The sequence below is a fragment of the Kitasatospora sp. DSM 101779 genome (assembly GCF_025655475.1).
Classification (GTDB): Bacteria; Actinomycetota; Actinomycetes; order Streptomycetales; family Streptomycetaceae; genus Kitasatospora.
The window spans coordinates 8306555-8330244 of sequence record NZ_JAHTIK010000001.1 but is presented as its reverse complement, the minus strand read 5'-3'; the positions used below and the strand labels follow the sequence as shown (position 1 = coordinate 8330244).

Genomic DNA, 23690 nt, shown 5'->3' with positions numbered 1-23690 from the left:
GTTGACGGTCAGGTTGCGCAGGCGCACCCCGCACCCTTCGCGCTCGCCTCACCCAGCGTGGTGTCCCGGACTCCTGCTCGACGGCCCGCTGCTCGACGGCGGCCATCTTCGCCGCGCTCGACGACTGGGCCCACCTTCTGCCAACGGCCGCCCATGCGACGCCTGTAGGCGTACGAAAATCGGGTACCCCGACCGGGGAGCTCTTAGGGCTCATGTCCACGATGCACAGGATCGACAGGCGTGCCCCGTCCGCTGCGGCGTACTGGGTGGGTTGTCCCATGTACTTTGGTGCGGTTGCTGGGAGACGGGTATTTTGGCTCGCTCACCCGGACGCCGCGCTTGTACTGCTTGCTCCAGGTCATCATCAGCCCGATGCGGCCGATGGCAGTGAACAGGCGGCAGAACGCCTGGAGTTGCTGCTCGTCGTATCCGGCGTGGCGGAGGCCCTCGTACAGGGCGAGCAGCCGCTCGTCGAAGACCGGGTAGTTGGTCAGGGTTCCATCGCGTCCGCGATCGTGAGTCTGTGCCGTCCGGCGGCAGCTGGGGCGGTCGGGCCGCATGCTCGGACAACTCTTCCACTGCCTGCAGAACCGGCAGCGAACACCGCGCCTTCAGCTCGCCATCTGTCCCATCGCTGACGACCGCGGCTTGACTCCCTGGCTCCCTGAGATGTCTTTGATGGGTCAGGACGGCAGTATGCCGGGCGCCGGGCCGCCCCGGACGTGGCCCCGCCCGTACTGCTCGCCGGGGCGAGGGCCACGTCGTGGAGAGACCGTACACCGGGCCACCGACAGGCCCTCCCTGAACCGGCCCGGGCGGCGGGGCAGGGCCGGGACGGTGTGGTGCGGCCACCCGGCTGCGCGCGGCCGGGCGGGTGACCCCGGCGGGATGTCGCGGGTCCCCGGCGGCGGGGTGTGCCAACGGTGGAGGGCGGTGCCCCGGGGTGCCGGCCGTCCGATCGCCGACCTCTCGGGGAGTGTTCCGCCGTGTCCATCGCCCACCGGATCCTGCAGTTACTCCTCGCCCTCGCCTGCGCCACCGGGTTGTGGGCCGCCTTCGCCGGCCCCGCGCAGGCTGCCCCCTCGCATGCCGCGTCCGCCGCAGCGGGCGCGGTCGCCGCAGCGGGCGCGGTCGCCGCAGCGGGCGCGGTCGCCGCAGCGGGCGCGGTCGCCGGGGCCGTTCCGGCCGCCGGGCAGGGCATCGACTGGGACAAGGTCGCGGCCTGCGAGAGCTGCGGCCGCTGGCACGCCAACACCGGAAACGGCTACTACGGCGGCCTCCAGTTCAACCAGCCAACATGGAAGGTCAACGGCGGCACCGCGTACGCCGCCCGCCCCGACCTCGCCAGCCGCGAGCAGCAGATCACGGTCGCCGAACACCTCACCTCCCGGATGCTGCTCCAGGTGCACGACGAAATCGTGCTGGAGCTGGCCCCCGACGAGCGTGCGCAGGTCGAGGCGATCGTCCGCGAGCAGATGGCCGGCGCCTACCCGCTGCGCGCCCGCTCGACGTCTCCATCGGCGTCGGCGCCAACTGGGAGGCCGCCGCGCACTGACTTATCGTCACGTAGGTGGCGGGCAACCGGAATTACCGCCCCCCGCCACCTTCCGGCCGGTCGCGTCCGGCTCTACCGTGGCGGTATGGCTGATCGTGCGCCGCTTCGCCCCGGACCAGACTCCACCACCGACCTCGTCCTCCACGAGGGCGGCGGCTCCCGCGCGTGGGTGGTCCCGATCGTCCTGACCGGGGCCGCGAAGTCGCTGCTGGTGCCGGTGGCGCTCGGCGCCATCACCGGGGCGGTCGCCGTCTTCGCGCTGGTGACCGGCACCGACGCCGCGACCGTCGGACAGGTCGTCCTCGGGATCGCCGCCGTCGAAGCCGCGCTGGCAGCACCGCTGACCGTGTGGATAGAACTCACCACGGTCCGCCGGCTGCGATTCGCCCCGGCCCAGGCCCCCACCCGGTTCCGGACGGTCCGCGCCGCCCGCCCCGGCCCCTGGCAGCCGATCACCCAGCTGTGCGGAATCGGGCTGGAGCACCGAGTCACCGAGCCCTACCCGGGGGACCAGCAGCCGGCGACCGAACAGCTCACCGTCCGGTTCGACCTCGCCGGCGACGAACTGAAGTGGACCCCGCCCGCCCTCACCTCGCCGCAGCGGCTGTACGAGGCCCTCACCGCGCTGCTCGGCCCCGCCGGGGTACGGGTCGAGCTGGTCACCGAACGCACCGTCCGGGCCCGCCCGTCGCGCGGGCCCGGCTGGACCGGCGGCGGCTCGGCCTCCGCCAACTCCGGCGGCTTCTCGGGCGGGGGCTGACCTCCCCGCCGCGGCGGCGCCGCGGGTTCGTCGAGGACGGGCCCTACCTGCGGGCGTTGGTGCGCCGGGTGGGCTCGGCCGTGGCCGGGTCCTCCGGCCAGGGGTGGCGGGGGTAGCGGCCGACCTGGCCGTGGAAGCCCAGCAGGGTCAGGTCGGCGGTGATCGCGCCGGTGGCGGCAGCGGTGATGGTACGGGTCACGGCCATGGGGAACTCCTTGTTCGGGTTCGGCGATGCCGGCCGGGCGGCCGCGCCGCACACCACGGCGACCCGCCGCTCCGGCCTGGCGGCGCCGGCGCGGGCGTCTGTCGGCGGGTACGCCATCGGGACGTGGCTGGCGGAGCTGAGGGCGGCGGCCCAGGTGCCCGTGGGCGAGCCAGGAGGGCTGGCGCCGGAGCGGCGCCGCGCGCTGGAGGAGATTGACCCCTTCTGGTGCCCCACCTGGCCGATCACCTGGCAGCGCGCCTACTCGGTGGCGCGGATGTGGTGGCTGGAGTTGGACGGCCAAGTGGACTGGGCGCAGCTGCCCGCGGAGACCGTGCTCGAGGGCGAGCAGCTCGGCCGCTGGGTCGTGGCGCAGCGGGCCGGCTGGTCCGGCCTGGAGCCGGATCAGCAGGACCTGCTGGCGGCGATCGGCATCGAGGAGGACCCGGGGCTGGTGGCCGCGAAGGCCGGGGCGGAGGCGAAGCCGAAGGTGTCCCGGGCAGACCGCTTCGCCCAGGGCCTGGCCGCCCTGGCGCGGTTCGTGGAGCGGGAGGGCCACGTCCGCGTCCCCCGCCCGCACAAGGAGCCGCTGGAGGTCACGGTGGCCGGCCCCGGCGGCGCGGAGAGCACTGAGGTCGTGCACGTGGGCCTGGGGGCGTGGTTGAACAACCAGAAGGCCAGGCGGGCGAAGCTGACGCCGGGGCAGCTCGCGCAGCTCGCCGAGCACGGCGTCGAGTGGGCGTAGAGCGGGCGGCGGTGTGGTCTCGGGTGGGCGTTGAAGGTTCACTCGGCCGGAGCAGTCTGGTCGCCTCGCATACGGTCTGTCTTGCCTCTCGCCCGCAGGGGCCAGCAGGCGTAGCAACGCCGGGAAGACCTGATGCCGGGTGGCGCTTCGACCGGGTCTTCGTACCTTGAGTGATGGCTCGACCACTCAATCGTGTGATTGATCTAAGTGATCGCGTACACGTAGAGGGCCATCTCACTCCTCCCTCGACCGGGTCCTGCGCGAGCGCGGTCTGGCAGCGGGCTCCTCTTCGTCGCGCCCGCTCAGGCTGTCGGTGAACGACTCCACGGCACTGGCGATGGCCCCTTTGCTCTTCTTGTGGGCCACGCCCTCCACGGCCTTGCCGGTGCCGCTGCTGATCACGTCGGTGAACTTGGCCGGGGCATTGCGGCCGGATTCCAGATCCAGCCGGTTGCACGCCTCCGCGAACCGCCGGTAGGTGTCCACGCTGGCCACCACGACCCTCGCGTCGATCTTCAGGATCTCGATCCCCACCAGGGAGACCCGCACGAACACGTCGAGGCCACGGTCCAGGATCAGCTCCACGACGTCGTACAGCGTGCCCGTGCTCGCACCGCCCGTCGCGGGCGGGCCGACCGACCTCAGCTCGCCGGTTACCTCAATAACCTTGCCCTGAGGCTCAGGTATATCGGGCAACCGGAAGACGCCTTGGCCGCAATTGAGGAAGCCGCCACCCTCTACCGCAACCTCGCCACCACACGACCCGACACCTACCTCCCCAACCTCGCCGGCAGCCTCCACAACCGCACCCTGAGGCTCGGGGACGTCGGGCGGCTGGAGGACGCCCTGGCCGCGATCGAGGAAGCCGCCACCCTCTACCGCAACCTCGCCACCACACGACCCGACACCTACCTCCCCAACCTCGAAAGGGCTCAGGAGCTACGAATCTTCCTCCAAGAGCTGGCCGAGGCCAGGGGGACCCTGCGAGTCAGACCGGTAGCCAACCGGGCTGCCGGGCCGGCCATGTGACCTGGAATGCGGCAAGACCGGCTCGAGGCGAGGGGGCGTGTCGTTTCGTTCGGTTCCGGTTTCAACGGGTGGTAGGCACCCCGAGACGCGGATCGGCCCGTCACCCGGGCAGTCCAGCCCTGTTGAGGTTTCCTGCCCTGGAGTGGACGGTGGGATCGTCCCGATCCGTGCCGTTGCCGGGGTCCGCGGCGCCCCGAGCCCTCAATCGCCCGGGGCACTTTTCCTGCGGCGCGCAATTCTGAGGGGAATCATGGCGTTGGCCACAAACCGCGGAGCAGCAGTGCATGGCCGCATCCGCGCCACGATGGCGCTCACCACGGCCACCGTCCTGCTGGCAGGCTGCTCCTCGACGTCCAAGAGCGGCCAGCTGCCGGCCGGGGTGGCCGAGCTGAGACAGCGCCTCGCCGCGTTCGAGAAGCCGCTCGGCGGAGATGATGCGCAGCGGGCTTGGGAAGGTCTCGCGGCGGCCGTGGACGACGCCACTGCCCAGGGCACCAGTCAGAGCATCCTCAGCAGGGAAGTGCTGCTCTGGGAGTCGGGCCAGTTGGGTACTGCGGACGGCCAGAAGACCTTCATGGCCAACGCCGCTGCCCTGAACGGGCGCATCGTCTCGGTGGGCGTCCCCTCGACGCCGTCCGCGCCTCCGCTGGGCGCGGGAACCACGCAGGGCCGAGTGGAGCGGCCGGCGGTGTACCGGCAGGCTCCGAACGGCGGCGGACTCTCCTTCTACTTCGTCAACGGTGTGCTCAACAACTTCGACTCCTCGACAGTTGGGGCCGGGCTGCTGTCCACCACGTTGAGTCAGCAGTTGGGTTATCCCGTCAACGTCCACCTCCAGTTCAACGCTTCCAGCGCCAGTATCGCGGCCTACACCTACAGTGCCTGCCAAGAGGCGCAACGCGTCACCGCGGATAACCCCATCCCGGAGAACCAGGACCTCGTGAAGGGCATCTGCCGGCTCAGTGCGGCTGGTGCGGCCGTCCTGCCGGAGGCTGTCATCGCGGACGTCAGCCAGGTGATCGGTCAGAAGGTGGCAGACCCGGACTTCGCGTCCGATCCGGTCAACGTGAGTTTGCTGCAACACGTGCGGGACGACCTGAGCAAGGGGCTGCGCGTGGTGCTGATCTCGCACAGCCAGGGCGGACTCTTCCTGCGCAACGTGCTTCCGCGGATCGGTTCCGGGAAGCCTGTCGGGGCGCTTTACATCGCCCCGCCGTTCGGCTCTGGCCAGGAGCTGAACAGCAACCCGACACGCTATGTCATGTTCGAGTGGGACTGGTTGCTGGCGGGGATCTCCTCAGTGGATCCCACGGTCAAGGCGGCGCCGCCGCAGACCGTCTACGACGGCAGCGCAGGCTCACGCCTGAACATCCACTACCTCTCCAACTATCTGTACTGCGGTTCGGATTCCGCCAAGCAGGTCGGAGACCGGACACGCGAGTTGGTGGACTACGTCAACTCGGTGCCCTCACGAGTCGGCCCGCCCCCCGAGCTGCGCACGTCGTCGGGGTTGCCCGGATCGGCGGCGCCGGTGGCACTCGGCGGTGACGGTCTGCTGCCGGTGCAGGCTTCTGCGTCGTGTGTAGCGCCGCCGCAGTCGCCGAGCGAGTCGCAGTCCTCGCAGAGCCCGTCGGCCCCTAGCGAGTCCCCGTCCGCCCCGAGCGAGAGCCCGTCTGCCACCACCGAGAGCCCGTCGGCTCCTAGCGAGTCCCCGTCCACCCCGAGCGAGAGCCCGTCCGCCACCACCGAGACCCCGTCGAGCCCCGCCGGAACCCCGACCACGCCCACCCAGACGCCCCCGGGCACACCGTCGGCCTCGGCCATCCAGTACTACGTCTTCCTGCTCACCAACGTCTCTGGTGGAAACGTCCTGGTGGGCACACTCCAGGACGTCATGGGGAAACGAACCTGCGACTTCGTGGACGGCGGCCTCTGTGCCGACGCGGGCGGTGCGGACGTTCCCGTGCAGTACGTCGCGAAACTCGGCCCGTACCCGACACTTACGGATGCGCAGGCCGCGTTCTGCGCAGCCGCCACCAACCAGCGCCCGGGGCCGCCGGCGGCTGGCGGTACCAAGGTCGACATCTTCGGCGGGAGCTACTGGATCGACAACATCTCCTTCACCTGCCCGTCGTGAATGGCCCGCTTGTTGGGACAGGGAGCGACGACCAGGCGATTGCCACCGTTCTACACTGGCGCGCCCTGCCCGCCGCCGACGGACAGGCCTTCGGCACTGTCCTGCCCACCGGCGGCCAACTCGCCGACGCCGAAGCCGCCGTCGAGTAATTGTCAATACCTGTGGATTGGCGGCCCGGCAGGGAGAGGGAGGCTTGAGTCTCCCGTAGGGGGAGGCGCGAGAGTGAGGACATGGACGGCGACACGCTCTTCACGATCGGTGGCCTGGCCCGGCGGACCGGGCTAAGAAGCCGTTGTCTTTCCGAGCGTGATGAGTGCGTTTCCGCTGCTCAGGCATAGGGTCGGCGCTTCGACGGCAGGGATGACGTGTCGTGTCGTCTCTGTGGTGGAGGTGCGGGGTGCCGTCGGTGATGGGGCTGCTGGAGGAACGTGAGCGGATCGCCCGGCAGCGGGTGGATGCTCTTCAGGCCGAGTTGCGGGAGGCGGAGGCCGCGTGGGAGCGGTTCGTGATCGCCCGTGAGACGGTGGCCGAGGTCCTGACGGAGCCTCGCGAGGATGAGGTGGTTCCGCCGGTCGTGGCGGCCGGCGAACGGCGGGCTCGGGTCGCGGCGGCGGTGCCGGGCTCGGTGGTGCCGGTGTGGCGGGACGGGCTCGATGCCGGCGTTCTGGCGCCGGACTACCGGCGGATCATGAAGATCCTGGCCGCCCCCCGGCGCTCGGGCGGTGCGGCGGTGGACTGCCGGCAGCTCGCCGTAGGGCTCGGACTGGAGGCGGTTCCCGCGAAGGTCGAGGGAGTGCGGTCGAAGGCGAAGCGCCTGGTCGCGCGGGGCTGGCTGGTCGAGGAGAGCCCGGGACTGTTCAGTGTGCCCGCCGGGCGAGTCGGCGGCTCATGACCATGCTCATCGACCAGCGGATCATCGCCTCCGAGCTGTCGGTGCGGGTCTCGTAGTCGCGGGCCAGGCGGCGTGAGCGCATCAGCCACGCGAATGTGCGCTCCACCAGCCACCTCTTCGGCAGTACGGTCAAACCGCTGGTGTTGTCGCTGCGTTTGATCACGGTGAGTGCGACGCGCAGGACATCGCGGGCGAGGTCGACCAGGCGCCCGGTGTAGCCGCCGTCGGCCCACACCAGAGTGATACGCCGGTGCCGCCTCCGCAGCCGCTCCAACAGCGTCTCGGCGGCCTCGCGGTCGGTGACCGACGCCGCGGTGACCATCACCGTCAACAGCAGCCCCAGAGTGTCCACGATGATGTGTCGCTTGCGGCCGTTGACGTTCTTCCCGCCATCGAAGCCCCGACTCGCGGCCGGCACCGACGAGGCGCCCTTGACCGACTGCGCGTCGATGATTCCCGCGGTCGGCTCCCGGTCGCGGCCCGCCGCCTCGCGGACCCGGTCGCGCAGCCGGTCGTGGAACTCGGCGACCAGGCCCTTGTCGCGCCAGCGCCGGAAGAACGCGTAGACGCGGTCCCACGCGGGGGGAAGTCCCCGGGCATCGCGCGCCAGGTGATGCCGCCCGCGACCAGGTAGCGCACCGCGTCGACCATCTGCCGGTGGCAGTAGCCCTCCGGCTGCCCGCCCCGGCCCTCCAGCCATCCCGGAACCGGCAGCGCTTCACGAACGACTGCCCACTCCGCGTCCGTCATGTCCGAGGGGTACCTCGGTCGCCTGTGCGGCCGATCCCCGGCGTTCCCGAACCGATGAGCGAGACAATCACACTCCCGGGTAGCCGAGTTGGAGCCGGCCGGCGCGAGGGCGTACAACTGCGACAACAGGGCCTCCTGATGTGCTCAAGGTCTCAACAGCCCCGAGCTGCACCAGAGGCCCTGTTTTCATGCACGGACAGACCGAAGATCGCCCGACCGAGCCGCCGCACTCGAACCCATGCTCACCATGATCGTTACGGCAACTGCTTCTAAGAGGAGCTAGGGCCCGTATCGGGTTGTGATCAATATGCGGGTTTCGCCCTCGTGGTCGCGCCCGATCCGATAGATCATGCTGTGTGACGCGAGTGCAACTGACTGACGCCGAATGGGAGTTCATCGGGCCGTACCTGCCGATCGGTGAGTACGGCCCGTACCCCGAGCGGCTGCGCCGGCAGTTCGAGGGCGTGATCTGGCGGTTTCGGACGGGCGGCCAGTGGCGGGAGATGCCGAGCGAGTTCGGGGCCTGGTCGACGGTCCACAACCGCTTCCGGCAGTGGAGGGACGCCGGGGTCTTCGAGGCCCTGCTGGAGGGCGCGATCGCGGAGGCCGCCAAGCGGGGTGAGGTGGACTTGTCGCTGGTCAGCGTGGATTCCACCACCGTCCGGGCCCACCACGACGCCGCCGGGATGCACCTCGACCCCGACACGCTCGCCGACCTGGAGAAGGCGGCCGAGGAGGCGGAGAAGGCCCGGCAAAAGGGGGCGGCCCGAAGGAACAAGACGGGCAGGACACCGCAGACGACCCGGGACGGGACGAGCGGCGACGTGTCCGACGCAGACGCAAGATCCGCCTGAAGGCAGCCCTGCTCGGACGGTCCAGAGGCGGGCAGACCAGCAAAGTCCACATCGCCGGCGAGCGCAAGTGTCGCCCGCTGGCATTCGTCCTGAGCGAGGGGCAGGCCGCCGACAGTCCGCAGTTCATCCCCGTGCTGGCGAAGGTCCGGGTTCGCGGGCCCGTCGGCCGCCCCCGTACCCGGCCCGACGCGGTCGCCGGCGACAAGGCGTACTCGTCCCGCGGCAACCGTGTTCACCTGCGCGAACGGCACATCAAGGCCGTCATCCCGGAGAAGCGGGACCAGGCCGCCCATCGAAAGAAGAAGGGCAGCAGGGGCGGCCGGCCCGTTGCCCACGACGCCGAGCTCTACAAGGAGCGGAACACCGTCGAGCGCCTGATCAACAGGCTGAAGGCCTGGCGGGGCATCGCCACCCGGTTCGACAAGACACCCGAGAGCTACCTCGCCGGCCTCCACCTCCGTGCATCGATGATCTGGATCAAGAGCCTCACCAAGACCGCCCCTTGATCACGACCAAATACGCTCCCTAACACAAAGCGCGGACGCGCCGGTAGGTGATCACGCAGCAGGCCAGCTTGAGGACGGCCTCATGGATGTCGTCGCGTATGTCCCATCGGATGCGGAGGCGTCGGAAGCCGTGGATCCAAGCGTTCGTCCGCTCAACCACCCACCGGATGGTGCCCAGGCCGGAGCCGTGCGGCACGCCCCGGCGGGCGATGACCGGCTTGATGCCGCGCTTCCACAGCAGGCGGCGGTACTTGTCGAAGTCGTAGCCCCGGTCCGCGAACAGCTGCCTGGGACGGTGGCGCGGGCGACCGGTCGCTCCGCGGATGCGCGGGATCGCGTCCAGCAGGGGCAGCAGCTGGGTGACATCGTGGCGGTTGCCGCCGGTCAAAGTGATGGCGAGCGGAGTGCCGCCTGCGTCGGTGATGATGTGGTGCTTCGAGCCGGGCCGGGCGCGGTCGACCGGGCTCGGGCCCGTTTTGGGCCGCCCCGACGCGCCTGATGGTGGGAGCCGTCGATCACCGCCCGGGACCAGTCCAGCTTCCCCGCGCGGTGCAGCTCGGTCAGCAGGACCTGGTGGAGCCGGTCCCACACCCCGGCTTCGTGCCAGTCCCGCAGCCGGCGCCAGCAGGTCATCCCGGAGCCGAAGCCCAGCTCCTGCGGCAACCACTCCCACTGGATCCCGGTATGCAGCACGAACAGAATCCCCTGCAGACACCCGCGATCATCCAGCGGCAACCGACCTGGATTACGAGACCGCCGCTGCCTCACCGGCAGCAGCGGCTCGATCCGCGCCCAGAGGTCGTCCGACACCACCCACGGCGGACCCTTCAGCTTTCCCACGGATGGACCAACGAGCAGACCGACGAGGAGACATGGCCGAACGACGGCTTTGTGTTAGCTCCTCTAAACGGCCGCACATTCTTGGGCCGGCGGGCCGTTCGCTTATCAATCAGAAGGGAGGTTCGAGATCGCCGCGGCCATGGCTGTGTGGCCCGCAGTCCCAGGGCTCCTCCTGAAAAGGTTCAATGTCGGTGACGTCGTGGCCCCATGCTTTGAGGGCCTTCCAGGCAATTCGACGGTTAGGGGCGTCGCTGCTGGTGTCCAGGATGCGGCGCGCGTGCACGGCGAGGTGATTGCGGTGCTGGGCGAGCGCCGGGTGTTCGGCGAGGATGAGCGCGGCGAGGCCGGCGGCTTCGCGCACGTCCTCGTGACTGTCCTGAAGGAAGGGCGCGACGGCTCGATAAAGCATCGGGCGCAGGTCCCGGAAGGCCGCCACGATGCTGCCGGGAGTGAGGAAGCCAGGGAAGTACTGCTCGATGCGGTCGACAATCTCGTCGGAGGCGTCGTAGGCCGTGGATACCAACCAGTTCAACAATGTCGCGCGGAAGGGGACATTGCGGTACGGCCGAAGGGTCATGGCCGCCGGGTGGGTGAGGATGCCGGCGACATACATGGCGACGGGTGCGGTGGCTTCGTAGATGGTGTTCTGGTGGCCGACCAGCTCACTCAGTTCCGACAAAGCGGTGACCTGCACCTTGGGATCAGGCTCCAGCAACCGTGCCAGGACTTTGGGCAGGCACTCACCGTTCCCGAAAGCTGTCTGGAGCGAACCCCAATCAGTCTCCGCCAGAACTGCCTGGTAGGGCGGCGAGTCAGGCTCGCGGGGCGCCCCGGCCGTGAGGCTGCTGTGGTTCACAGGCCAAACCTAGACCAGACTTCTGACACGATTCCTGTGCGGGCCAGTTAGAAGCCGCTGCCCTTCCGAGAGTGACGGCTGCGTTTGCACTGGTCAGGCATGGGGTCGATGCTTCGGCGGCAGAGACGAGGTGTTGTGTCGTCTCGGCGGTGTAGGTGCCGGGATGCCGTCGGCAGGGCCTCCCGGTGTGCTCAAGGTCTCGACAACCCCGAGCTGCACCAGAGGCCGTGTTTTCATGCACGGACAGACCGAAGATCGTCCGACCGAGCCGCCGCACTCGAACCCATGCTCACCAAATTCGGTACGACAACGGCTTCTAACAAGTCATCTCATTTGGCTAGCCTGCGGTGGCAGATGAGTGCTGCGGCGATGCTGGCGAAGGCCGCGAAGTGGTCGGCCTTGCGTTCATAGCGGCGGTGGAGCCGGCGGAAGCCGCCCAACCAGGCGACGGTCCGCTCGATCACCCAGCGGTGTCGGCCGAGGCGGGTCGAGGACTCGATGCCGCGGCGGGCGATGCGGGCCGTGATCTGCCGTCGCCGCAGGTAGGAGCGGATGAACCGGTGGTCGTAGGCTTTGTCGCCGTGGAGCTTGCCGGGCCGACGGCGCCGGGGCCCGCGGCGGGAGCGGATCGGCGGGATCGCCTCCACGAGCGGAATCAGCGCCTGGCTGTCGTGCAGGTTGGCGCCGGAGATCGCGAGCGACAGGGGTAAACCGGTGCGTTCGGTGAGTAAGTGGATCTTCGACCCGAACTTGCCCCGCGTACCCGAGCGACCTGTCTGACGCACGATGGGCCTTGATCGGACCGAAACGGACGGCCTGGAGGAAAGCCAGGCTCGACCGAAGGTCCACCGGAAAGCCGCCGAAAGTCGACCTGCGCGACGTCTTCAACGCGATCCTTTATATCAACCGCACGGGAATCCCTTGGAAGTACCTTCCGCACGACTTCCCCAAGCACGGCACCGTCTACGCCTACTACGCAGCTTGGCGCGACGAGGGAGTGTTCGCGGAACTCAACTACGACCTGACCGGCCTGGCCCGCGTGAAGGAAGGGCGCAACCCCGAACCGACCGCGTCCGTCATCGACACCCAGAGCGTGAAGACCTCCGCCAACGTGCCCCTGACCGGCCAGGGAACCGACGCCGCGAAGAAGGTCGTCGGCCGCAAGCGCGGCATCCTCACCGACACCATCGGCCTGCTCCTCGCCGTGACCGTGACCGCCGCGAGCCTGTCCGAGAACGCCCTGGGAATCCACCTCCTCAACCAGGCCAAGAAGACCTACCCGAGCATCTCCAAGAGCTGGGTCGACACCGGCTTCAAGAACGCCATGATCGAGCACGGAGCCGGCCTCGGAATCGACGTCGAAGTCGTTGCCGGAAGTCCGACGTCCGCGGCTTCCACGTCGTGAAAAGTCGCTGGGTGGTCGAACGCAGCCTGGGCTGGATCATGTTGCGCCGCCGGCTCGCCCGCGACTACGAGACCCTGCCGGCCAGCTCTGAAGCCATGATCCACATCGCCTCGATCGACAACCTCACCAAGCGCATAACGGACGAGACCACACCAACCTGGCGAGGGACTTACTAGGGCATAAAGGGCAATCCGTTCATACCAAATGCCCTCTCAGTGTTGCCGACCAGGTACATTCCGCAGCCAAAAAGCGACCGCCCCCAGAGCCGCCCCCGACGCGTGTCTCGGACTGGCTCCAGCGCCTCCTGTGCTGGACCCAAGCGGCTCAGCGCAGGCCGGAGTACCCCCTCACTCCCAGGGTCGTGCAAGCGAACAAAGCGATGCAGCCCACCTCGCCGCCGGCGCGCCGACCTCGACGTCCCCGCCCAGCCGATCAGCTGTCCCCGCTCTGCGCCCCGGTCCCGGCGTCGAGGTGGTCGGCGACCAGGTGCAGGGTGTCGGTGAAGACCATCAGCCGGTCCAGCTCCGCCGTCGACGCCGCCAGCCCCACCACGTGCCCGGACCTGCGCACGTACACGCACGCCTGCGCCAACGCGGCCGCCCCCGCCGCATCGCACTCGGTCACGCCCCGCAGATCCAGCGCCAGACCACCCGGACACACCCGCCCCGCCGCCAACAACGCCCCCGGCAGCTCCACCGCACACCGCGCATCCAGCACACGACACCGCAGCGCGGTCACCGCGCCTACAGCCACCAGGCGCAGCGACAACACACCGCCGGCTAGTGCTGTGACCGGGAAGGTTCACCGGGTTGCGGTTGGCGGTGGTAGTGCTCGGCCCGGGTGGATGCCTTGGTGAACGAGGAGTCGGGAGGCGCGTGGCGAAGTCGATCAAGGTTCGGAGGCTCAACCTGTACACCAAGATCCGCCAGTGGGCGAAGCGTCGGACGCCGCTACATCGAAGCCGTCTGAACGTCATAGCCCGACCACAAGAACTGCTCGTCCGGCTCCTCCCGTCGTTCCAGCACTCCAGCAGCGGCCAGCTGGAGAAGCACCTCGTGAAGCGCGTTTCCCAGGGTGTTGTCAGTCCAGAACACCCACTTGACCTTGGTGAACGTCTCGGACTCGCCAAAAATACCCAGCGAGCGGCCCACCTCGAAGGCGGCACCGTCCCAGTCAGTCCAGCCAGTCAAGCCCTCTGAAAGATCCATAACGGGATCCTGCCAGCACACAGTCAAACCCGGTAGGCGTTTTCGGTGGGAGTGCGGGATCAACCGGCTCAAACGCCACCGGGCCGTTGCAACCCGGTATGACGAACTCGTCGTCCGGTACGAAGCGACAGTGCTGGTCGCTGCCATCAACGAGTGGCTGTGACCAGTACCGTCACGACGGCCCTCAGGCCACGTCGAATTCGTTGCCCTCGGGGTCCTGCATGGTGGCGGCGTAGAGCCCCATGTCCGGCTCATCCTTGATCCGCAGCACGGTGGCACCAGCTTTGACCAGCCGCTCCACCGTGGTCCTGACCCGCTCCATCGGCCCTGTCCGTGATCGCCTGGGCCACCTCGGTCAAGGCGGAGAAGCACGCCGGTGTGGAGCGCGCCGACCGGTGGGGCATCTTCGTCGGCGAATGGGCACCCACCTTCTTCTGCCTCGGCCTCGCGCTCGCCAACTACGAGACCACCGAAGCCGCCGGGCTCGGCATCCACCAAGCGCCACCACGACTGACAGCAGCCACGGTCCGCACGCCGCCGACCACGCTTCCGCACGGGCGCTCGTCCTGAATGTCTGCCGCATCTCCTGATGGCACTGGTAGGCGACGGGGCCGTGGTGGCCGCCCCTGGTTGAGGTCGGCCCCCACGTTGCGCCAGGGACGTCAGGCGGTGGGCTGGGGCCGGCGGAGCAGTCCGAGCCCCAATCGATCAGGCCGACGGAGCCACACTCATCAGCTGGCGGACGGCGGACGAAGAGGCTCCCCCGAAGGTGGCCCTGACGTGCCTGGCAATCAGCTCCAGAACTCGTCGCCGACCGACAGGTCTTCGACGCATTCGTCCAGGTCGGTGACCTTCTCACCGACGATTCTGAACATGATCCCGCCCATGGCGTCCAGCTGCTTGCCGCCACGTTCGGCGGTGGCGCGGTGCACCGACATCACGTGGCCCCGGCCGTCGACGAACAGGTGCTGCAGCTCGACCCTGAAGGAGCCGGCGCTCTCGGTGCCGAGCCGCTGGTAGTACTCCAGGACCGCCTTCAGCCCCTTGTGGTCACCGGAAAGCATGTGGGTACCGGGCACGTGGTGGGTCACGTCCTTGGCAAGGATCTCGGACAGAGTGGTCATGTCCCCGCGGGAGAACGCCTCGTACCCCTTGCGCACCAGCGAGACGTGTGGGTGTTCGGTCATGACGGATCACCTCTTGGGCCGCAACTCCGTGCCTCCAGCCTGCCACTGCCCTGGCGGCACGACGACTCGGCAGCGTGCCCGGCCCAGACATCTCCCGGGCTCCTTCGTCGCCGCCTGCCTGCGGCGCCCGCCCAGGCGGAGCGGCCGTGGTGCGGCGCGCAGGTCGCGCATCCGGGGAAGAGGAGGGTGGGCATGAGCCGGCACATGCCTTCCTGCGGAAGCCCCGCCGACGCCGACGGGACGAAGTACCACCGGCTGCGCGGCAGTGGTGAGGGCACCGCCCCGATCGCAGCGCCACCCGGCGGCACGCGGCGCGGGGGGCAGCCGCATTCGGGCACGAGGCATGCCCACGGCGACCCGGCCGCGGGCCAGCCCTGCTCGACGACGCACATCCGCAGCCACTCCCGGTCGTGACCCGCCGTCACTGCCCCGCCCTGCCCTCCTGGATGAGGAAGGCAGTATGCCGGGCGGCTGTCCGTACGCCCCCGGGCCCGGCGCGATCAGCCCTCCGCCGGTGCCGTCGTCGGCAGGGTACGCAGCTGCCGGTCGTAGTCGGCCAGCAGCTGCGCGAGCTGCTCCAGCGCCTCAGCGGGGACGTCGTCGGGTGCGGTGTCGACCACGTAGCGGGCAGCGGCGACGAGCGCGGCCAGCTCGTAGGCGTGGAAGGTTGCGCGCAGGACGGCGGGTCGTACGCGCTCGAGCTCCATCAGGTGGCCTTGGCGCGGACGTAGTCCGCGACCTGGGCGAGTTCGGCGGCGAACTGGTCGTAGTCCTCCTGCATGCCGTTGATGTAGGCGCTCCAGCCCAGGCTGGCCTTGGCGTAGTGGACGGCCTCCTGGATCTCCTCGTCAGTGGCGCCGAAGAGCTTGGCAGCCTCGGTGTGGAACAGGGTGCAGTACCTGCACTTGGTCTCGGCATGCAGGCCGACCCCGATCAGTTCCTTGTACTTGTTGGGGATCAGCGTCTCGCCGAGTTCGATCCGCTTGAAGATCTCCCACTCCGGGCCGAGCAGCTCGGTGGGGATCCGGTGCGGGACCAGGCCGAGGGTCTCCTTGATGTCGGCCTCGATCTCGCCACGGTTCGCCGGAGCAGCCATGGCGGCCTCCTCCTCGTCGGCCGTCACACCCGACCGGGCCCCGCCCGCACCGGCCGCGCGGGCTGCCGAGGGCCAAGCACTTCCGGCACCCGCACAGAGGCATCACCAAGCCGTGGGAACCGGCCCGCGGACCGCCCTGGAGGTTGCGGGTGACGGCGGCATGAGGCGGTACCACCAACCTAGACACGCCGCCGCGCATTTCCAGACCTCCGCCCCTCCTCAGCACCATAGGCGGGACGGCCAGGTGAGAGGAGCCTGAGCATGCGCCGCACCGGCCCCGGGACACAGCAGCTCCAGCCCGGTCTTCGACCGGATCCGTCCCGGTCCGGGCGGTCCGGTGGAGCGGTGGTCAGGGCGCGCAGTCACGGCAGATCGGCCGGCCGTTCTTGTCCGTACCGGCGAGCTGGGTGCGGTGGTGGACCAGGAAGCAGGTCATGCAGGTGAACTCGTCCTCCTGCAAGGGCACGACCTGGACCGTGAGTTCCTCGCCGGACAGGTCGGCACCCGGGAGCTCGAGGTCTTCGACGGCCTCGACGTCGGCGTCGACCGCTCCGCTCTGCTTGTCGTCGCGCCGTCCCTTCAGCTCAACGCTCCGCCGCCCAACGGGTGGGTACGCGGTGCGGTCAGGAGCGGAAGAAGCGGCGCCGGGACGCGGGCGGTGCAGGTGCCGGCGGGGCCGGGGCGGGGACGGTGGGCGGCTGGGGGTCGGCGGCTGGTTGAGGTCGGGGAAGGTGATCTGCCCGTCGGGGCCGATCTTCCGGGTGGCCTAGATCCGGTCGAGGTCGGGGCGTTCGTCCCGCTCGACGGCCTGCGTGGCGGCTTCCCGCTGCTGGGCCTGCTGGCGGGCGGCTTCGCGTCGCTGCTCGGCTTCCTTGCGTTCGGTCTCGCGGCGCCGCTCTTCGGCTTCCTGCGCCCAGCGGCGTTCCAGGTGGGCGGCGTAGCCGTCGGGGTTGGCGAGGGCGTCGTGGAAGGGTTGCCAGGTGCGGTGGCCGTAGCGCCACCAGGTGGGGCCGTTGGTGAGGCCGTGGCGTTGGAGTCGATCGAGGGTGGTGGCCAGGAGGGGGATGGTGCCGGTGTAGTTGCGGCAGATCGATTCGGTGTCGTAGCCGAACCGGTAGGGGCTGAAGGCCCAGTGCTGATAGGTGAGGTCGCCGATGCGGTCGAAGCGGTTACGCTGGGCGGGGTTGTTCGGTGACCACGATGGCGTGGAGAAGCCCCACCGCGGTGATGGACTCTGCTCGCCGAGGTCGTGATCTCCACCAACCACCGCGGTGCCCGGCCCCAAGACGGAGCCGGGCACCGCAGGGCGCAGGATCAGGCCGGGCGGATGTGCTCCGCCTGCGGGCCCTTCTGGCCCTGCGTGACGTCGAACTCGACCTTCTGGCCTTCCTGCAGCTCGCGGAAGCCCTGCGCGTCGATGTTGGAGAAGTGGGCGAAGACGTCGGGGCCGCCACCCTCCTGCTCGATAAAGCCGAAGCCCTTCTCGGCGTTGAACCACTTCACAGTGCCCTTGGCCATGCTGGTGTCCTGTCGCAATCGGTGCCGGGCACGCACTGTGCGGCCCGTGCGGAGGTGATCGCCATGGCCGGGACAGCAAAACACCCGCGGCACCTGACCGCGGGCGATGACTCGGAACCACGACTGCTGATCACAACGCTACTCCGGTCGGATCGGAATCGCAGAGGGGCGCGCTGCGCCGGGGCGGCGGTCCGAGTGCAGCGCGAGCAGGGCTCGGCGACGGCGTCGCAAGCTTCTTCTACCACCCCTCCTACGGGCAGGATGCGCTGAAGCAGACCGTCAGCGGAATCAAGGCGCTCGGCTACAGCTTCGTCCCTCCCGACACCATGCTCGGTCCCTGACCGGCCATCACCCCTGCCGCCGGCCGCGCCCCCTTCCCTCCGCTCCAGGTACTGACTTCGGCGTTTCAGGGGGGCGGTGGAAGGCCGAGGGCGGCGCTCGCCTTGCGGCCCGTGTGGCGCCGCAGCCGGTGGCAAAGCCTTGACCGGGAGCCCGGCCGCAACACGATCAGACCGGCGACGCAGACCGTCCGGACGGCTCAGCGCGCCAGGGAGGCCGCGTCCCCCATGACGATGACGGGGTGGAGGTCCGGGTCGAGCGCCAGCAGCAGTTCCTTCATGTGCTCCTTGGCGATGCTGACGCAGCCATGGGTGGGGCCGCCATGGTCGACGTGGACCCAGATGCCTCCGCCCTTCGTGGCGCCCAGTGGCCGGCTCCAGTCCAGGGGAGTCATCCCGGACTTGCGGTTGTAGTTGACGGCGATCACGTAGTCGAACGAGCCGGCCAGCGGTTCACCTGTGAATCCGGTCCCCGAGATGCTGAAGGCGCGCGAACGGTCGTAGGGCAGGCGGGTGCCGGGGTGGGCCAGCAGGCCGCCGGCGTCGGTGAGCCCGAACACGCCGATGGGTGACCGCAGGTCGTCCAGGCGGTGGTCGTCGGTCCAGCCGCGCAGCGCGTTGTGCGCGGCCCAGGGTCCCGCCTTCTGCTCCCAACCATCCGCGGAGCGCTCATAGAGGGCGACCGTGGAGGTGTTGGCGTTCCTGCCGTCGCCCGTGGCGAGCAGCACTTGCCGGGTGGTGTCGGGTATGTCGGCGAGCATGGCCGCGCCCACGCCCGGCAGCGACATCTCCCGCGCAGACCGGCTGAGCGTGGCGTCGGCCTGGACTGGCACGGGACGGCCAGCGACTACCGGGGAGGCAGTGGCGGGCGCTGCTGCCCCGGAGGTGGTGGCGGGCGCACAGCCGGCCAGCACGGAGACTGCACTCACAGTGATCGCGAACAGCTGTAGGGGCGTGCGGGTGGACGGGCACGTTCGGTTTGCGGGCATGGCGAGGAGCCCCTTCTCGCGTGGTGACGGACGGTAACTGACGGTGGGGTGGTGGCGGCCGCGGGTCTGCGGTGGCCTAGCCGAAGTGGACGGTGCGCAGCAGCGTCCGAGCCTGCTCCAGAGCCGGGATGGCACTCGTTGCCGGAGCGGCCGGGGTGATCGTGACGTCCCTCGTCCCGGGTTCGTTCGGTTCGGGAGTGCTGGTGCGGGAGGGGCTGGGCTCGCCGGTGCCGGGGGCCGGTGCCACGCAGATGCTGACCTGGAGCGCCGGATGTCCGTCTTCGGCTGGGAGGACGAGTGCGGAGGCGTACTCGAGCTGGCCGCCCAGGGACCGGCAGCTGGCGCCGGGCGCGGCCGCCGGAGTGAGGGTGGGGGCTGGGGTGGGAATGGCGGCGTTCGGGTCCCACGGCTCGAGGGCAATGACGACGGCTCCGGTCTCCAGCGCAGGCAGCGGTGCGCAGGAGAAGACGTCCCTGGTCTTGGTGGCGTCGCGCTGGCACCGTGTGGTGAAGCCGTCCAGGGGCTGGTTTGCGGCATAGACCACGCTGGGGTGGGACATGCGCGGCGTGGCGAGAGCCTGCCATCCCTCGGGAAGGGTCAAGGCCAGATTGGCCGCATCCGCAAAGCGCACCCGGTGGCTGGCCTCGGCTGCCGGGGCCAAGGCCGTCGCCGCCGGAGCGGTGGGGCGGGGCGCCGAGAACCGGTGCGGGCCGGTCCACAGGACCAGGCCCGTCATGGCCAGGCTCCCGGCGGCGACGGCGGAAGCGATGTGCTGCCGTCGGCGGCGGACACGGCGCCGGACCTGCTCCATACGGCCTGGCGGGGCCGCCAATCGGGGTACCGACCGTGCCAGGAGCACCCTGAGCTCGGCTTCCTCGTCCGAATGCCTCAGGTGAGGATCAGGCATGCGGCCGTCCTCCGATTCGACTCAGGGCGGCCTGTGGGCCACGCCGCGATTCGGGACCGTCGGAGGACAGGAAGGGGGTGTCGCCGAGAAGGGCGCGCAGCGTTCTGAGGGCTTTGCCGCTCTGGCTTTTCACGGTGCCCGGCCGGCATCGCAACGTCTCCGCGGTCTCCTCGACGGACAGGTCCTCGAAGTAGCGCAGCACGAGCACGGCGCGCTGCCTCGACGGTAGCTGCCGTACGGCGGCCGCCAGAGCCTGTTCCAGGTCCACGCCGGCGAAGGGGTCGCCGCCTGCGACCCGGTCGGGCAACTCGGCGTGCGGCACTTCGCTGCGCCAGCGGCGTTGCCACCACGAGGCGTGTGTGTTGACCATCGTCTTGCGGACATAGGCTTCCGGGTGTTCCGTGGCGATCCGGCGCCACTTGGGCCAGACCTTGGCCAGCGCGGTCTGCAGCAGGTCCTCGGCCAGATGCGCATCCGCGGTCAGCAGCCACGCCACGCGCAGCAGACGCGGACCGCACGCTTGGACGAACTCCTCGAAGTCCGGTGCGCCGCCGTTGTTCCCTCTCGCCCCGACCATGCCCTTGCCACCGTGCCTGTGCAGTGCTTGTGTCTTTCACACCTGGTCAACCAGTTGGCCCCTGTGCCGGGTTGCCTCGCGGGGGAAGAATTTTTTCGGCCGTACGAGCCACCCGGTCTCCGAAGGCTCGGCCGGCCGGGCCAGCACAGCGCAGCTGTGGGGCGGGCGGCCGGGCGTACACGCCATCTGGGTTCGGCTGTCCGATGCCGAGATCGGTGCCGTCGCGGGCAACGGAGTCAGATCTGGCGGCGGTCGCCCCGGTGTCGTCTGACACGCCTCGGCCTGCCTGCTCCAGGAGCTCGGGGCATCCTGTTCGGCATGTGGGGCAGGAGGTCGGCAAGTGACGCGCCACGGCATGCGGCCGGGCTCTGAGACGTCGGGCGCATGCCCATTGCACGGCCCGACGCCAGAAGCCGAAGCCCTCGAAGCCGTGACCTGGCTCAGTCCGGCCTTTTTCTATCTGTCTCCAACGGATCGCCTCGCCCGCGGCGCTCAGGAGCGCGCTCGCGGCGCTCCCTCATGGCCGGTAGACCATGCCCGGCTGGGGCTCGGCAGGGGCGAGCAGCTGCGACACCGTGACGATGGTGTAGCCGCGCTGTTCGAGCCCCTTGATCACCCCGGGTACGGCGGGCACGGTCCCCTCGTGCAGGTCGTGCAGCAGGATGATGCCGTCGCGGTGCGTCTGGTCGAGCACTCTCTTGGTGATCAGAGCCGAGTCGGTCGTCTCGTAGTCCTTCGCCGTGACGCTCCACAGCACCTGCGCCAGCCCCAAGTCCCGGCAGATTTTCGCCACTGTGCGGTTGGTACGGCCCTCGGGCGGACGCATCAGAACGGGTCTGAGGCCGATGATCTTCTCGATGGCGTCCTGCGTACTGGTCAGTTCCCGGCGGACGTCGTCCTCGTCGAGGTCTGTCAGCCTCCTGTGGTTCCAGGTGTGGTTGCCAATCTCGTGCCCCTCGTCCGAGATGCGACGCAGGATGTCGGGGTACTTCGCGATGTGGCCCTTGCCCTGAACGAAGAACGTGGCGTGCAGACCCTCTTGCTGGAGGATGTCCAGCAGCCTGGGGGTGGTCGGGCTGGGGCCGCCGTCGAAGCTGAGGGCCACGCACTTCGCCTTGCGGCAGTCGACGTTTCCTGCCACCGATCCCGATGCCTCTGCTCGAGCAGCGCGCGGCGAGGTGTCGTCGTAGGTCGTGACCGTCAGGGCGACCGTCAGCGCGATGGCCGGCACGGCGGCTATCGCTGTCGCGACGGCGATGAGCGGGCGAGAACGTCTCATCCGTGTGATGGGAGGCATGCGAGATCTTTCTTCGGACGGATTTTCCGGGTTACCGCGTGCGGGCAGGAGTCGGTTTCACGGCAGGAGACTGAAGCCGCATGTCGAGCGTCAGGCGATGCCTCAGCAGGCGTCCGAGCCGACGCTCCACCGTTGTGTGGATGAGCAGGGACAGCGCCAGCACGCAGACGACGGACACCGCCATCGAGGGCAGCGGTTCCAGCCTCGGGACGGCCCGGATCAAACCTTTGGCCATGGGAATTCCGATGCTTTGGTGGATGAGGTAGAAGGGGTAGGTGAGTCCCCCCGCAGTGACCAGCCAGCGCCATCGCAGCGTCGTCAGCGGTCCTCCGACACCGGCCAGCGCCAGCAGCCCGAGGCAGAGCGTGAGAACGGCCGCACTCACGGCCCAGGAAGGTCGGCTCTCGCCGAGGGGCACGTTGGCGTGATCGGCCACCCGGAGTTCGAGCACGGTGAGTTCGTAGGACCAGGCGAAGCCCAGCAGCAACCACAGCAGGAGGCTCTGTCCGAACCTCTGCATGAGGTGGAGGACGATTCCGGCGACGAAGAGGCCGGTGTAACGGGACAGGACGAATTCGTCGAGCAGCGGCGACTGGAGTTCGAGGGTGATGACACCGGCCAGGAGCCAGGCTCCGCAGAAGATCACCACCCGCCGGTACGACAGCCCGAAGACGATCAGCAGGCCCATCAGCAGGTAAAAACGGGCCTCCACCCAGAGCGTCCAGCTGACGCCGTCAACCAGTTCGAGCCCCAGCGGCCCCGGAGCCATCGTCAGGTTCCCCAGGACGGTACGAGGATCGATGCGGGTGGCGACAGGCCAGTGGCCCATCCGCGAGACCAGGACGAGCGCGATGACGAGGAGTACGGCGCACCAGTAGGCGGGGAAGAGCCGGGTGATGCGGGAGACGGTGAACTGTGCGAGAGTCCGTCCCCAGCAGCTCATGCAGATGACGAAGCCGCTGATGGCGAAGAAGAACTCGACGCCGAGCCAGCCGTAGCGGCTGATCTCATGCAAAAACGGCGTGAAATCCCGAAGTTCGGTCCTTCCCCAGAAGTGTGGGGTGGGTGTCCCGAGGAAGTGGTACGCGGCCACCATGACCGCTGCCACCAGGCGGAGCCCGTCTATCACGGCCAGACGCGCCGGCCCGCTCCGCGGTCTGGGAAACGATCTGTCGGACGGCATGGGGCGACCAGAGCCGGTTCAGACGGTGGGCAGGGGCGAGCGGCTGACACGTATCTTCGACTGGCCGTGCGGGCGCTTCTCCCAGTCCTCCATGAACCGCGCGTGCAGGCCGTGCCGCCGCGCCAGGTCCAGGAGGGTCTCGGTGCGGTAGTAGAAATCCTCGCGCAGTACCTGGTGTTCGGTGCCCTCGGTGCGGTCGAAGGTGAAGTCGAAGAACCCGGTGTCGGTCAGTACGCGGCCGACGTGCGTCAGGCACTGGTCGATGACCTCCAGCGGCGAGTGGGAGAAGACGCTGTGCGCGTGGACGACATCGAAGTGGTCGTCGGGCAGGAAGTCCAGGGTGAGGTCGCCGGTGATGGTCAGATGCGGCAGCTTGTCCTGGATACGGTGCTCGACGAGGGTCTTCTTGGCGGCCATGAGGATGTCGGGCGAGATGTCGATGCCGTAGTAGTTGCCGGTGTGGAGGTGCCTGATGAAGCGCCAGCCGCCGCGCAGGTTGCCGCAGCCGATGTCGAGCATGCGGTGGTCCGGGCGCAGCCCGTGTCCGATGAGGTAGTCGAACTGCATTTGCCCGAGTGCCAGCCAGCGGTCATGGGTCTGGCTGCCGACCGCGGCTTCCGGGTTGCGGCGGGTGTCCGAGGCCATCACGGCGCGGTAGTAGCCGACGTGGTCGGGGTGCTTGAGGCGCAGCCAGGTGTCTCGGCCGGCCCGTCGCAGGTACGGGATGACGCGGCCGGGGTGGCGCAGGGCGTAACCGGTCTTGTGGGTGAGGGCGGCGCGGTTGTTGCGCAGTTTCTTCGGTGTCTTGGCGTCGGCGGGCATGGTGAAGCGACCTCCGTGCAGAAGGGGATCCCGTGGG

The 23690-nt window shown here is 69.2% G+C and carries 24 protein-coding genes and 7 pseudogenes; 8 read left to right on the top strand and 23 right to left on the bottom strand.

The window, feature by feature from the left end; genetic code table 11:
* Window positions 1-203 precede the first annotated feature (203 nt).
* Complete coding sequence (locus KSNIM_RS38150; RefSeq protein WP_263107756.1) at window positions 204-560, bottom strand: hypothetical protein; 357 nt, start codon at window positions 558-560, stop codon at window positions 204-206.
* A 426-nt stretch (window positions 561-986) separates the two neighbouring features.
* Here KSNIM_RS38150 and KSNIM_RS39260 point away from each other — a divergent pair, with 426 nt between their 5' ends.
* On the top strand, window positions 987-2315 hold the full coding sequence (locus tag KSNIM_RS39260) for a transglycosylase family protein (RefSeq protein ID WP_317634100.1): 1329 nt from the start codon (window positions 987-989) through the stop codon (window positions 2313-2315).
* Window positions 2316-2358: 43 nt separating this feature from the next.
* Here KSNIM_RS39260 and KSNIM_RS38140 read toward each other — a convergent pair whose 3' ends face one another.
* Window positions 2359-2520 (bottom strand): hypothetical protein, encoded by a 162-nt coding sequence (locus KSNIM_RS38140; RefSeq protein ID WP_263108270.1) that lies wholly within the window; start codon window positions 2518-2520, stop codon window positions 2359-2361.
* Here KSNIM_RS38140 and KSNIM_RS38135 point away from each other — a divergent pair.
* On the top strand, window positions 2519-3262 hold the full coding sequence (locus KSNIM_RS38135; RefSeq protein ID WP_263107755.1) for a helicase associated domain-containing protein: 744 nt from the start codon (window positions 2519-2521) through the stop codon (window positions 3260-3262). The two genes, KSNIM_RS38140 and KSNIM_RS38135, sit on opposite strands and share 2 nt — an antisense overlap.
* A gap of 234 nt (window positions 3263-3496) precedes the next feature.
* Here the strand turns inward: KSNIM_RS38135 and gvpJ are convergent, their stop codons facing one another.
* Window positions 3497-3907 (bottom strand): gas vesicle protein GvpJ, encoded by a 411-nt coding sequence (gvpJ, locus tag KSNIM_RS38130; protein WP_263108257.1) that lies wholly within the window; start codon window positions 3905-3907, stop codon window positions 3497-3499.
* A 63-nt stretch (window positions 3908-3970) separates the two neighbouring features.
* On the opposite strand from gvpJ, the gene KSNIM_RS38125 reads away from it, so the two are divergent.
* The 3 genes from KSNIM_RS38125 to KSNIM_RS38115 all read left to right on the top strand — a co-directional run bounded on the left by KSNIM_RS38125 (window position 3971) and on the right by KSNIM_RS38115 (window position 7320).
* Window positions 3971-4291, top strand: a complete 321-nt coding sequence (locus tag KSNIM_RS38125; protein WP_411543834.1) for a hypothetical protein — start codon at window positions 3971-3973, stop codon at window positions 4289-4291.
* A 304-nt stretch (window positions 4292-4595) separates the two neighbouring features.
* Window positions 4596-6428 (top strand): hypothetical protein, encoded by a 1833-nt coding sequence (locus KSNIM_RS38120; RefSeq protein WP_263107754.1) that lies wholly within the window; start codon window positions 4596-4598, stop codon window positions 6426-6428.
* Window positions 6429-6825: 397 nt separating this feature from the next.
* A complete protein-coding gene (locus KSNIM_RS38115) occupies window positions 6826-7320 on the top strand; it encodes a hypothetical protein (RefSeq protein ID WP_263107753.1) in 495 nt (164 codons plus the stop codon).
* On the opposite strand, the gene KSNIM_RS38110 is transcribed toward KSNIM_RS38115, so the two are convergent.
* Entirely contained in the window at window positions 7286-7852 is a 567-nt protein-coding gene (locus tag KSNIM_RS38110; RefSeq protein ID WP_263108256.1) for an IS5 family transposase, read from the bottom strand. The genes KSNIM_RS38115 and KSNIM_RS38110 overlap by 35 nt on opposite strands.
* An 86-nt stretch (window positions 7853-7938) precedes the next feature.
* Window positions 7939-8070: pseudogene (locus tag KSNIM_RS38105) on the bottom strand (IS5/IS1182 family transposase); the annotation flags it as partial.
* Between the two features lie 356 nt (window positions 8071-8426).
* Between KSNIM_RS38105 and KSNIM_RS38100 the strand changes: the two are divergent.
* A pseudogene (locus KSNIM_RS38100) lies at window positions 8427-9430 on the top strand (IS5 family transposase).
* Window positions 9431-9449: 19 nt separating this feature from the next.
* Here KSNIM_RS38100 and KSNIM_RS38095 read toward each other — a convergent pair.
* The 3 genes and pseudogenes from KSNIM_RS38095 to KSNIM_RS38085 form a co-directional block, all read right to left on the bottom strand.
* Window positions 9450-10261 (bottom strand): IS5 family transposase gene (locus tag KSNIM_RS38095; protein ID WP_263108255.1). Its coding sequence is split into 2 segments (ribosomal slippage): window positions 9450-9910 and window positions 9910-10261, totalling 813 coding nucleotides; the frame shifts between segments, so codons are not numbered across the junction.
* 118 nt (window positions 10262-10379) lie between these two features.
* Entirely contained in the window at window positions 10380-11126 is a 747-nt protein-coding gene (locus KSNIM_RS38090; protein ID WP_263107752.1) for a hypothetical protein, read from the bottom strand.
* A gap of 329 nt (window positions 11127-11455) precedes the next feature.
* Window positions 11456-11938 (bottom strand): annotated as a pseudogene (locus tag KSNIM_RS38085) (IS5 family transposase); the annotation flags it as partial.
* On the opposite strand from KSNIM_RS38085, the pseudogene KSNIM_RS38080 reads away from it, so the two are divergent.
* Window positions 11899-12707 (top strand): annotated as a pseudogene (locus KSNIM_RS38080) (IS5 family transposase). The pseudogenes KSNIM_RS38085 and KSNIM_RS38080 overlap by 40 nt on opposite strands.
* A gap of 256 nt (window positions 12708-12963) precedes the next feature.
* Here the strand turns inward: KSNIM_RS38080 and KSNIM_RS38070 are convergent.
* The 3 genes and pseudogenes from KSNIM_RS38070 to KSNIM_RS38060 all read right to left on the bottom strand — a co-directional run.
* Entirely contained in the window at window positions 12964-13155 is a 192-nt protein-coding gene (locus KSNIM_RS38070; RefSeq protein WP_263107750.1) for a hypothetical protein, read from the bottom strand.
* A 326-nt stretch (window positions 13156-13481) separates the two neighbouring features.
* On the bottom strand, window positions 13482-13739 hold the full coding sequence (locus KSNIM_RS38065) for a hypothetical protein (RefSeq protein ID WP_263107749.1): 258 nt from the start codon (window positions 13737-13739) through the stop codon (window positions 13482-13484).
* A gap of 184 nt (window positions 13740-13923) precedes the next feature.
* Window positions 13924-14058, bottom strand: a pseudogene (locus tag KSNIM_RS38060) (VOC family protein); the annotation flags it as partial.
* Between the two features lie 8 nt (window positions 14059-14066).
* On the opposite strand from KSNIM_RS38060, the pseudogene KSNIM_RS38055 reads away from it, so the two are divergent.
* Window positions 14067-14309: pseudogene (locus tag KSNIM_RS38055) on the top strand (hypothetical protein); the annotation flags it as partial.
* Between the two features lie 221 nt (window positions 14310-14530).
* Here the strand turns inward: KSNIM_RS38055 and KSNIM_RS38050 are convergent.
* The 12 genes and pseudogenes from KSNIM_RS38050 to KSNIM_RS37995 form a co-directional block, all read right to left on the bottom strand.
* Entirely contained in the window at window positions 14531-14926 is a 396-nt protein-coding gene (locus KSNIM_RS38050; protein ID WP_263107748.1) for a nuclear transport factor 2 family protein, read from the bottom strand.
* A 500-nt stretch (window positions 14927-15426) separates the two neighbouring features.
* On the bottom strand, window positions 15427-15633 hold the full coding sequence (locus tag KSNIM_RS38045) for a hypothetical protein (protein ID WP_263107747.1): 207 nt from the start codon (window positions 15631-15633) through the stop codon (window positions 15427-15429).
* Window positions 15633-16022 (bottom strand): carboxymuconolactone decarboxylase family protein, encoded by a 390-nt coding sequence (locus KSNIM_RS38040; protein WP_263107746.1) that lies wholly within the window; start codon window positions 16020-16022, stop codon window positions 15633-15635. The genes KSNIM_RS38045 and KSNIM_RS38040 overlap by 1 nt, the downstream gene beginning before the upstream one ends.
* A 349-nt stretch (window positions 16023-16371) precedes the next feature.
* Window positions 16372-16608 (bottom strand): annotated as a pseudogene (locus KSNIM_RS38035) (DUF4193 domain-containing protein); the annotation flags it as partial.
* Window positions 16609-16788: 180 nt separating this feature from the next.
* Window positions 16789-17322, bottom strand: coding sequence for a hypothetical protein (locus KSNIM_RS38030; RefSeq protein ID WP_263107745.1), 534 nt, complete (start codon window positions 17320-17322; stop codon window positions 16789-16791).
* A 14-nt stretch (window positions 17323-17336) separates the two neighbouring features.
* Window positions 17337-17540, bottom strand: coding sequence for a cold-shock protein (locus KSNIM_RS38025; RefSeq protein WP_263107744.1), 204 nt, complete (start codon window positions 17538-17540; stop codon window positions 17337-17339).
* Window positions 17541-18078: 538 nt separating this feature from the next.
* A complete protein-coding gene (locus tag KSNIM_RS38020; RefSeq protein ID WP_411543833.1) occupies window positions 18079-18711 on the bottom strand; it encodes a hypothetical protein in 633 nt (210 codons plus the stop codon).
* Window positions 18712-18943: 232 nt separating this feature from the next.
* Window positions 18944-19426, bottom strand: a complete 483-nt coding sequence (locus KSNIM_RS38015) for a hypothetical protein (RefSeq protein WP_263107742.1) — start codon at window positions 19424-19426, stop codon at window positions 18944-18946.
* A gap of 340 nt (window positions 19427-19766) precedes the next feature.
* The gene (locus KSNIM_RS38010; protein ID WP_263107741.1) at window positions 19767-20351 is read right to left on the bottom strand and encodes a SigE family RNA polymerase sigma factor; all 585 of its coding nucleotides are present in this window, start codon (window positions 20349-20351) and stop codon (window positions 19767-19769) included.
* A 517-nt stretch (window positions 20352-20868) separates the two neighbouring features.
* On the bottom strand, window positions 20869-21648 hold the full coding sequence (locus KSNIM_RS38005; protein ID WP_411543832.1) for a polysaccharide deacetylase family protein: 780 nt from the start codon (window positions 21646-21648) through the stop codon (window positions 20869-20871).
* A 31-nt stretch (window positions 21649-21679) separates the two neighbouring features.
* Complete coding sequence (locus KSNIM_RS38000; RefSeq protein ID WP_263107739.1) at window positions 21680-22831, bottom strand: acyltransferase family protein; 1152 nt, start codon at window positions 22829-22831, stop codon at window positions 21680-21682.
* 18 nt (window positions 22832-22849) lie between these two features.
* A complete protein-coding gene (locus tag KSNIM_RS37995; protein WP_263107738.1) occupies window positions 22850-23653 on the bottom strand; it encodes a class I SAM-dependent methyltransferase in 804 nt (267 codons plus the stop codon).
* Between the last annotated feature and the right edge of the window lie 37 nt (window positions 23654-23690).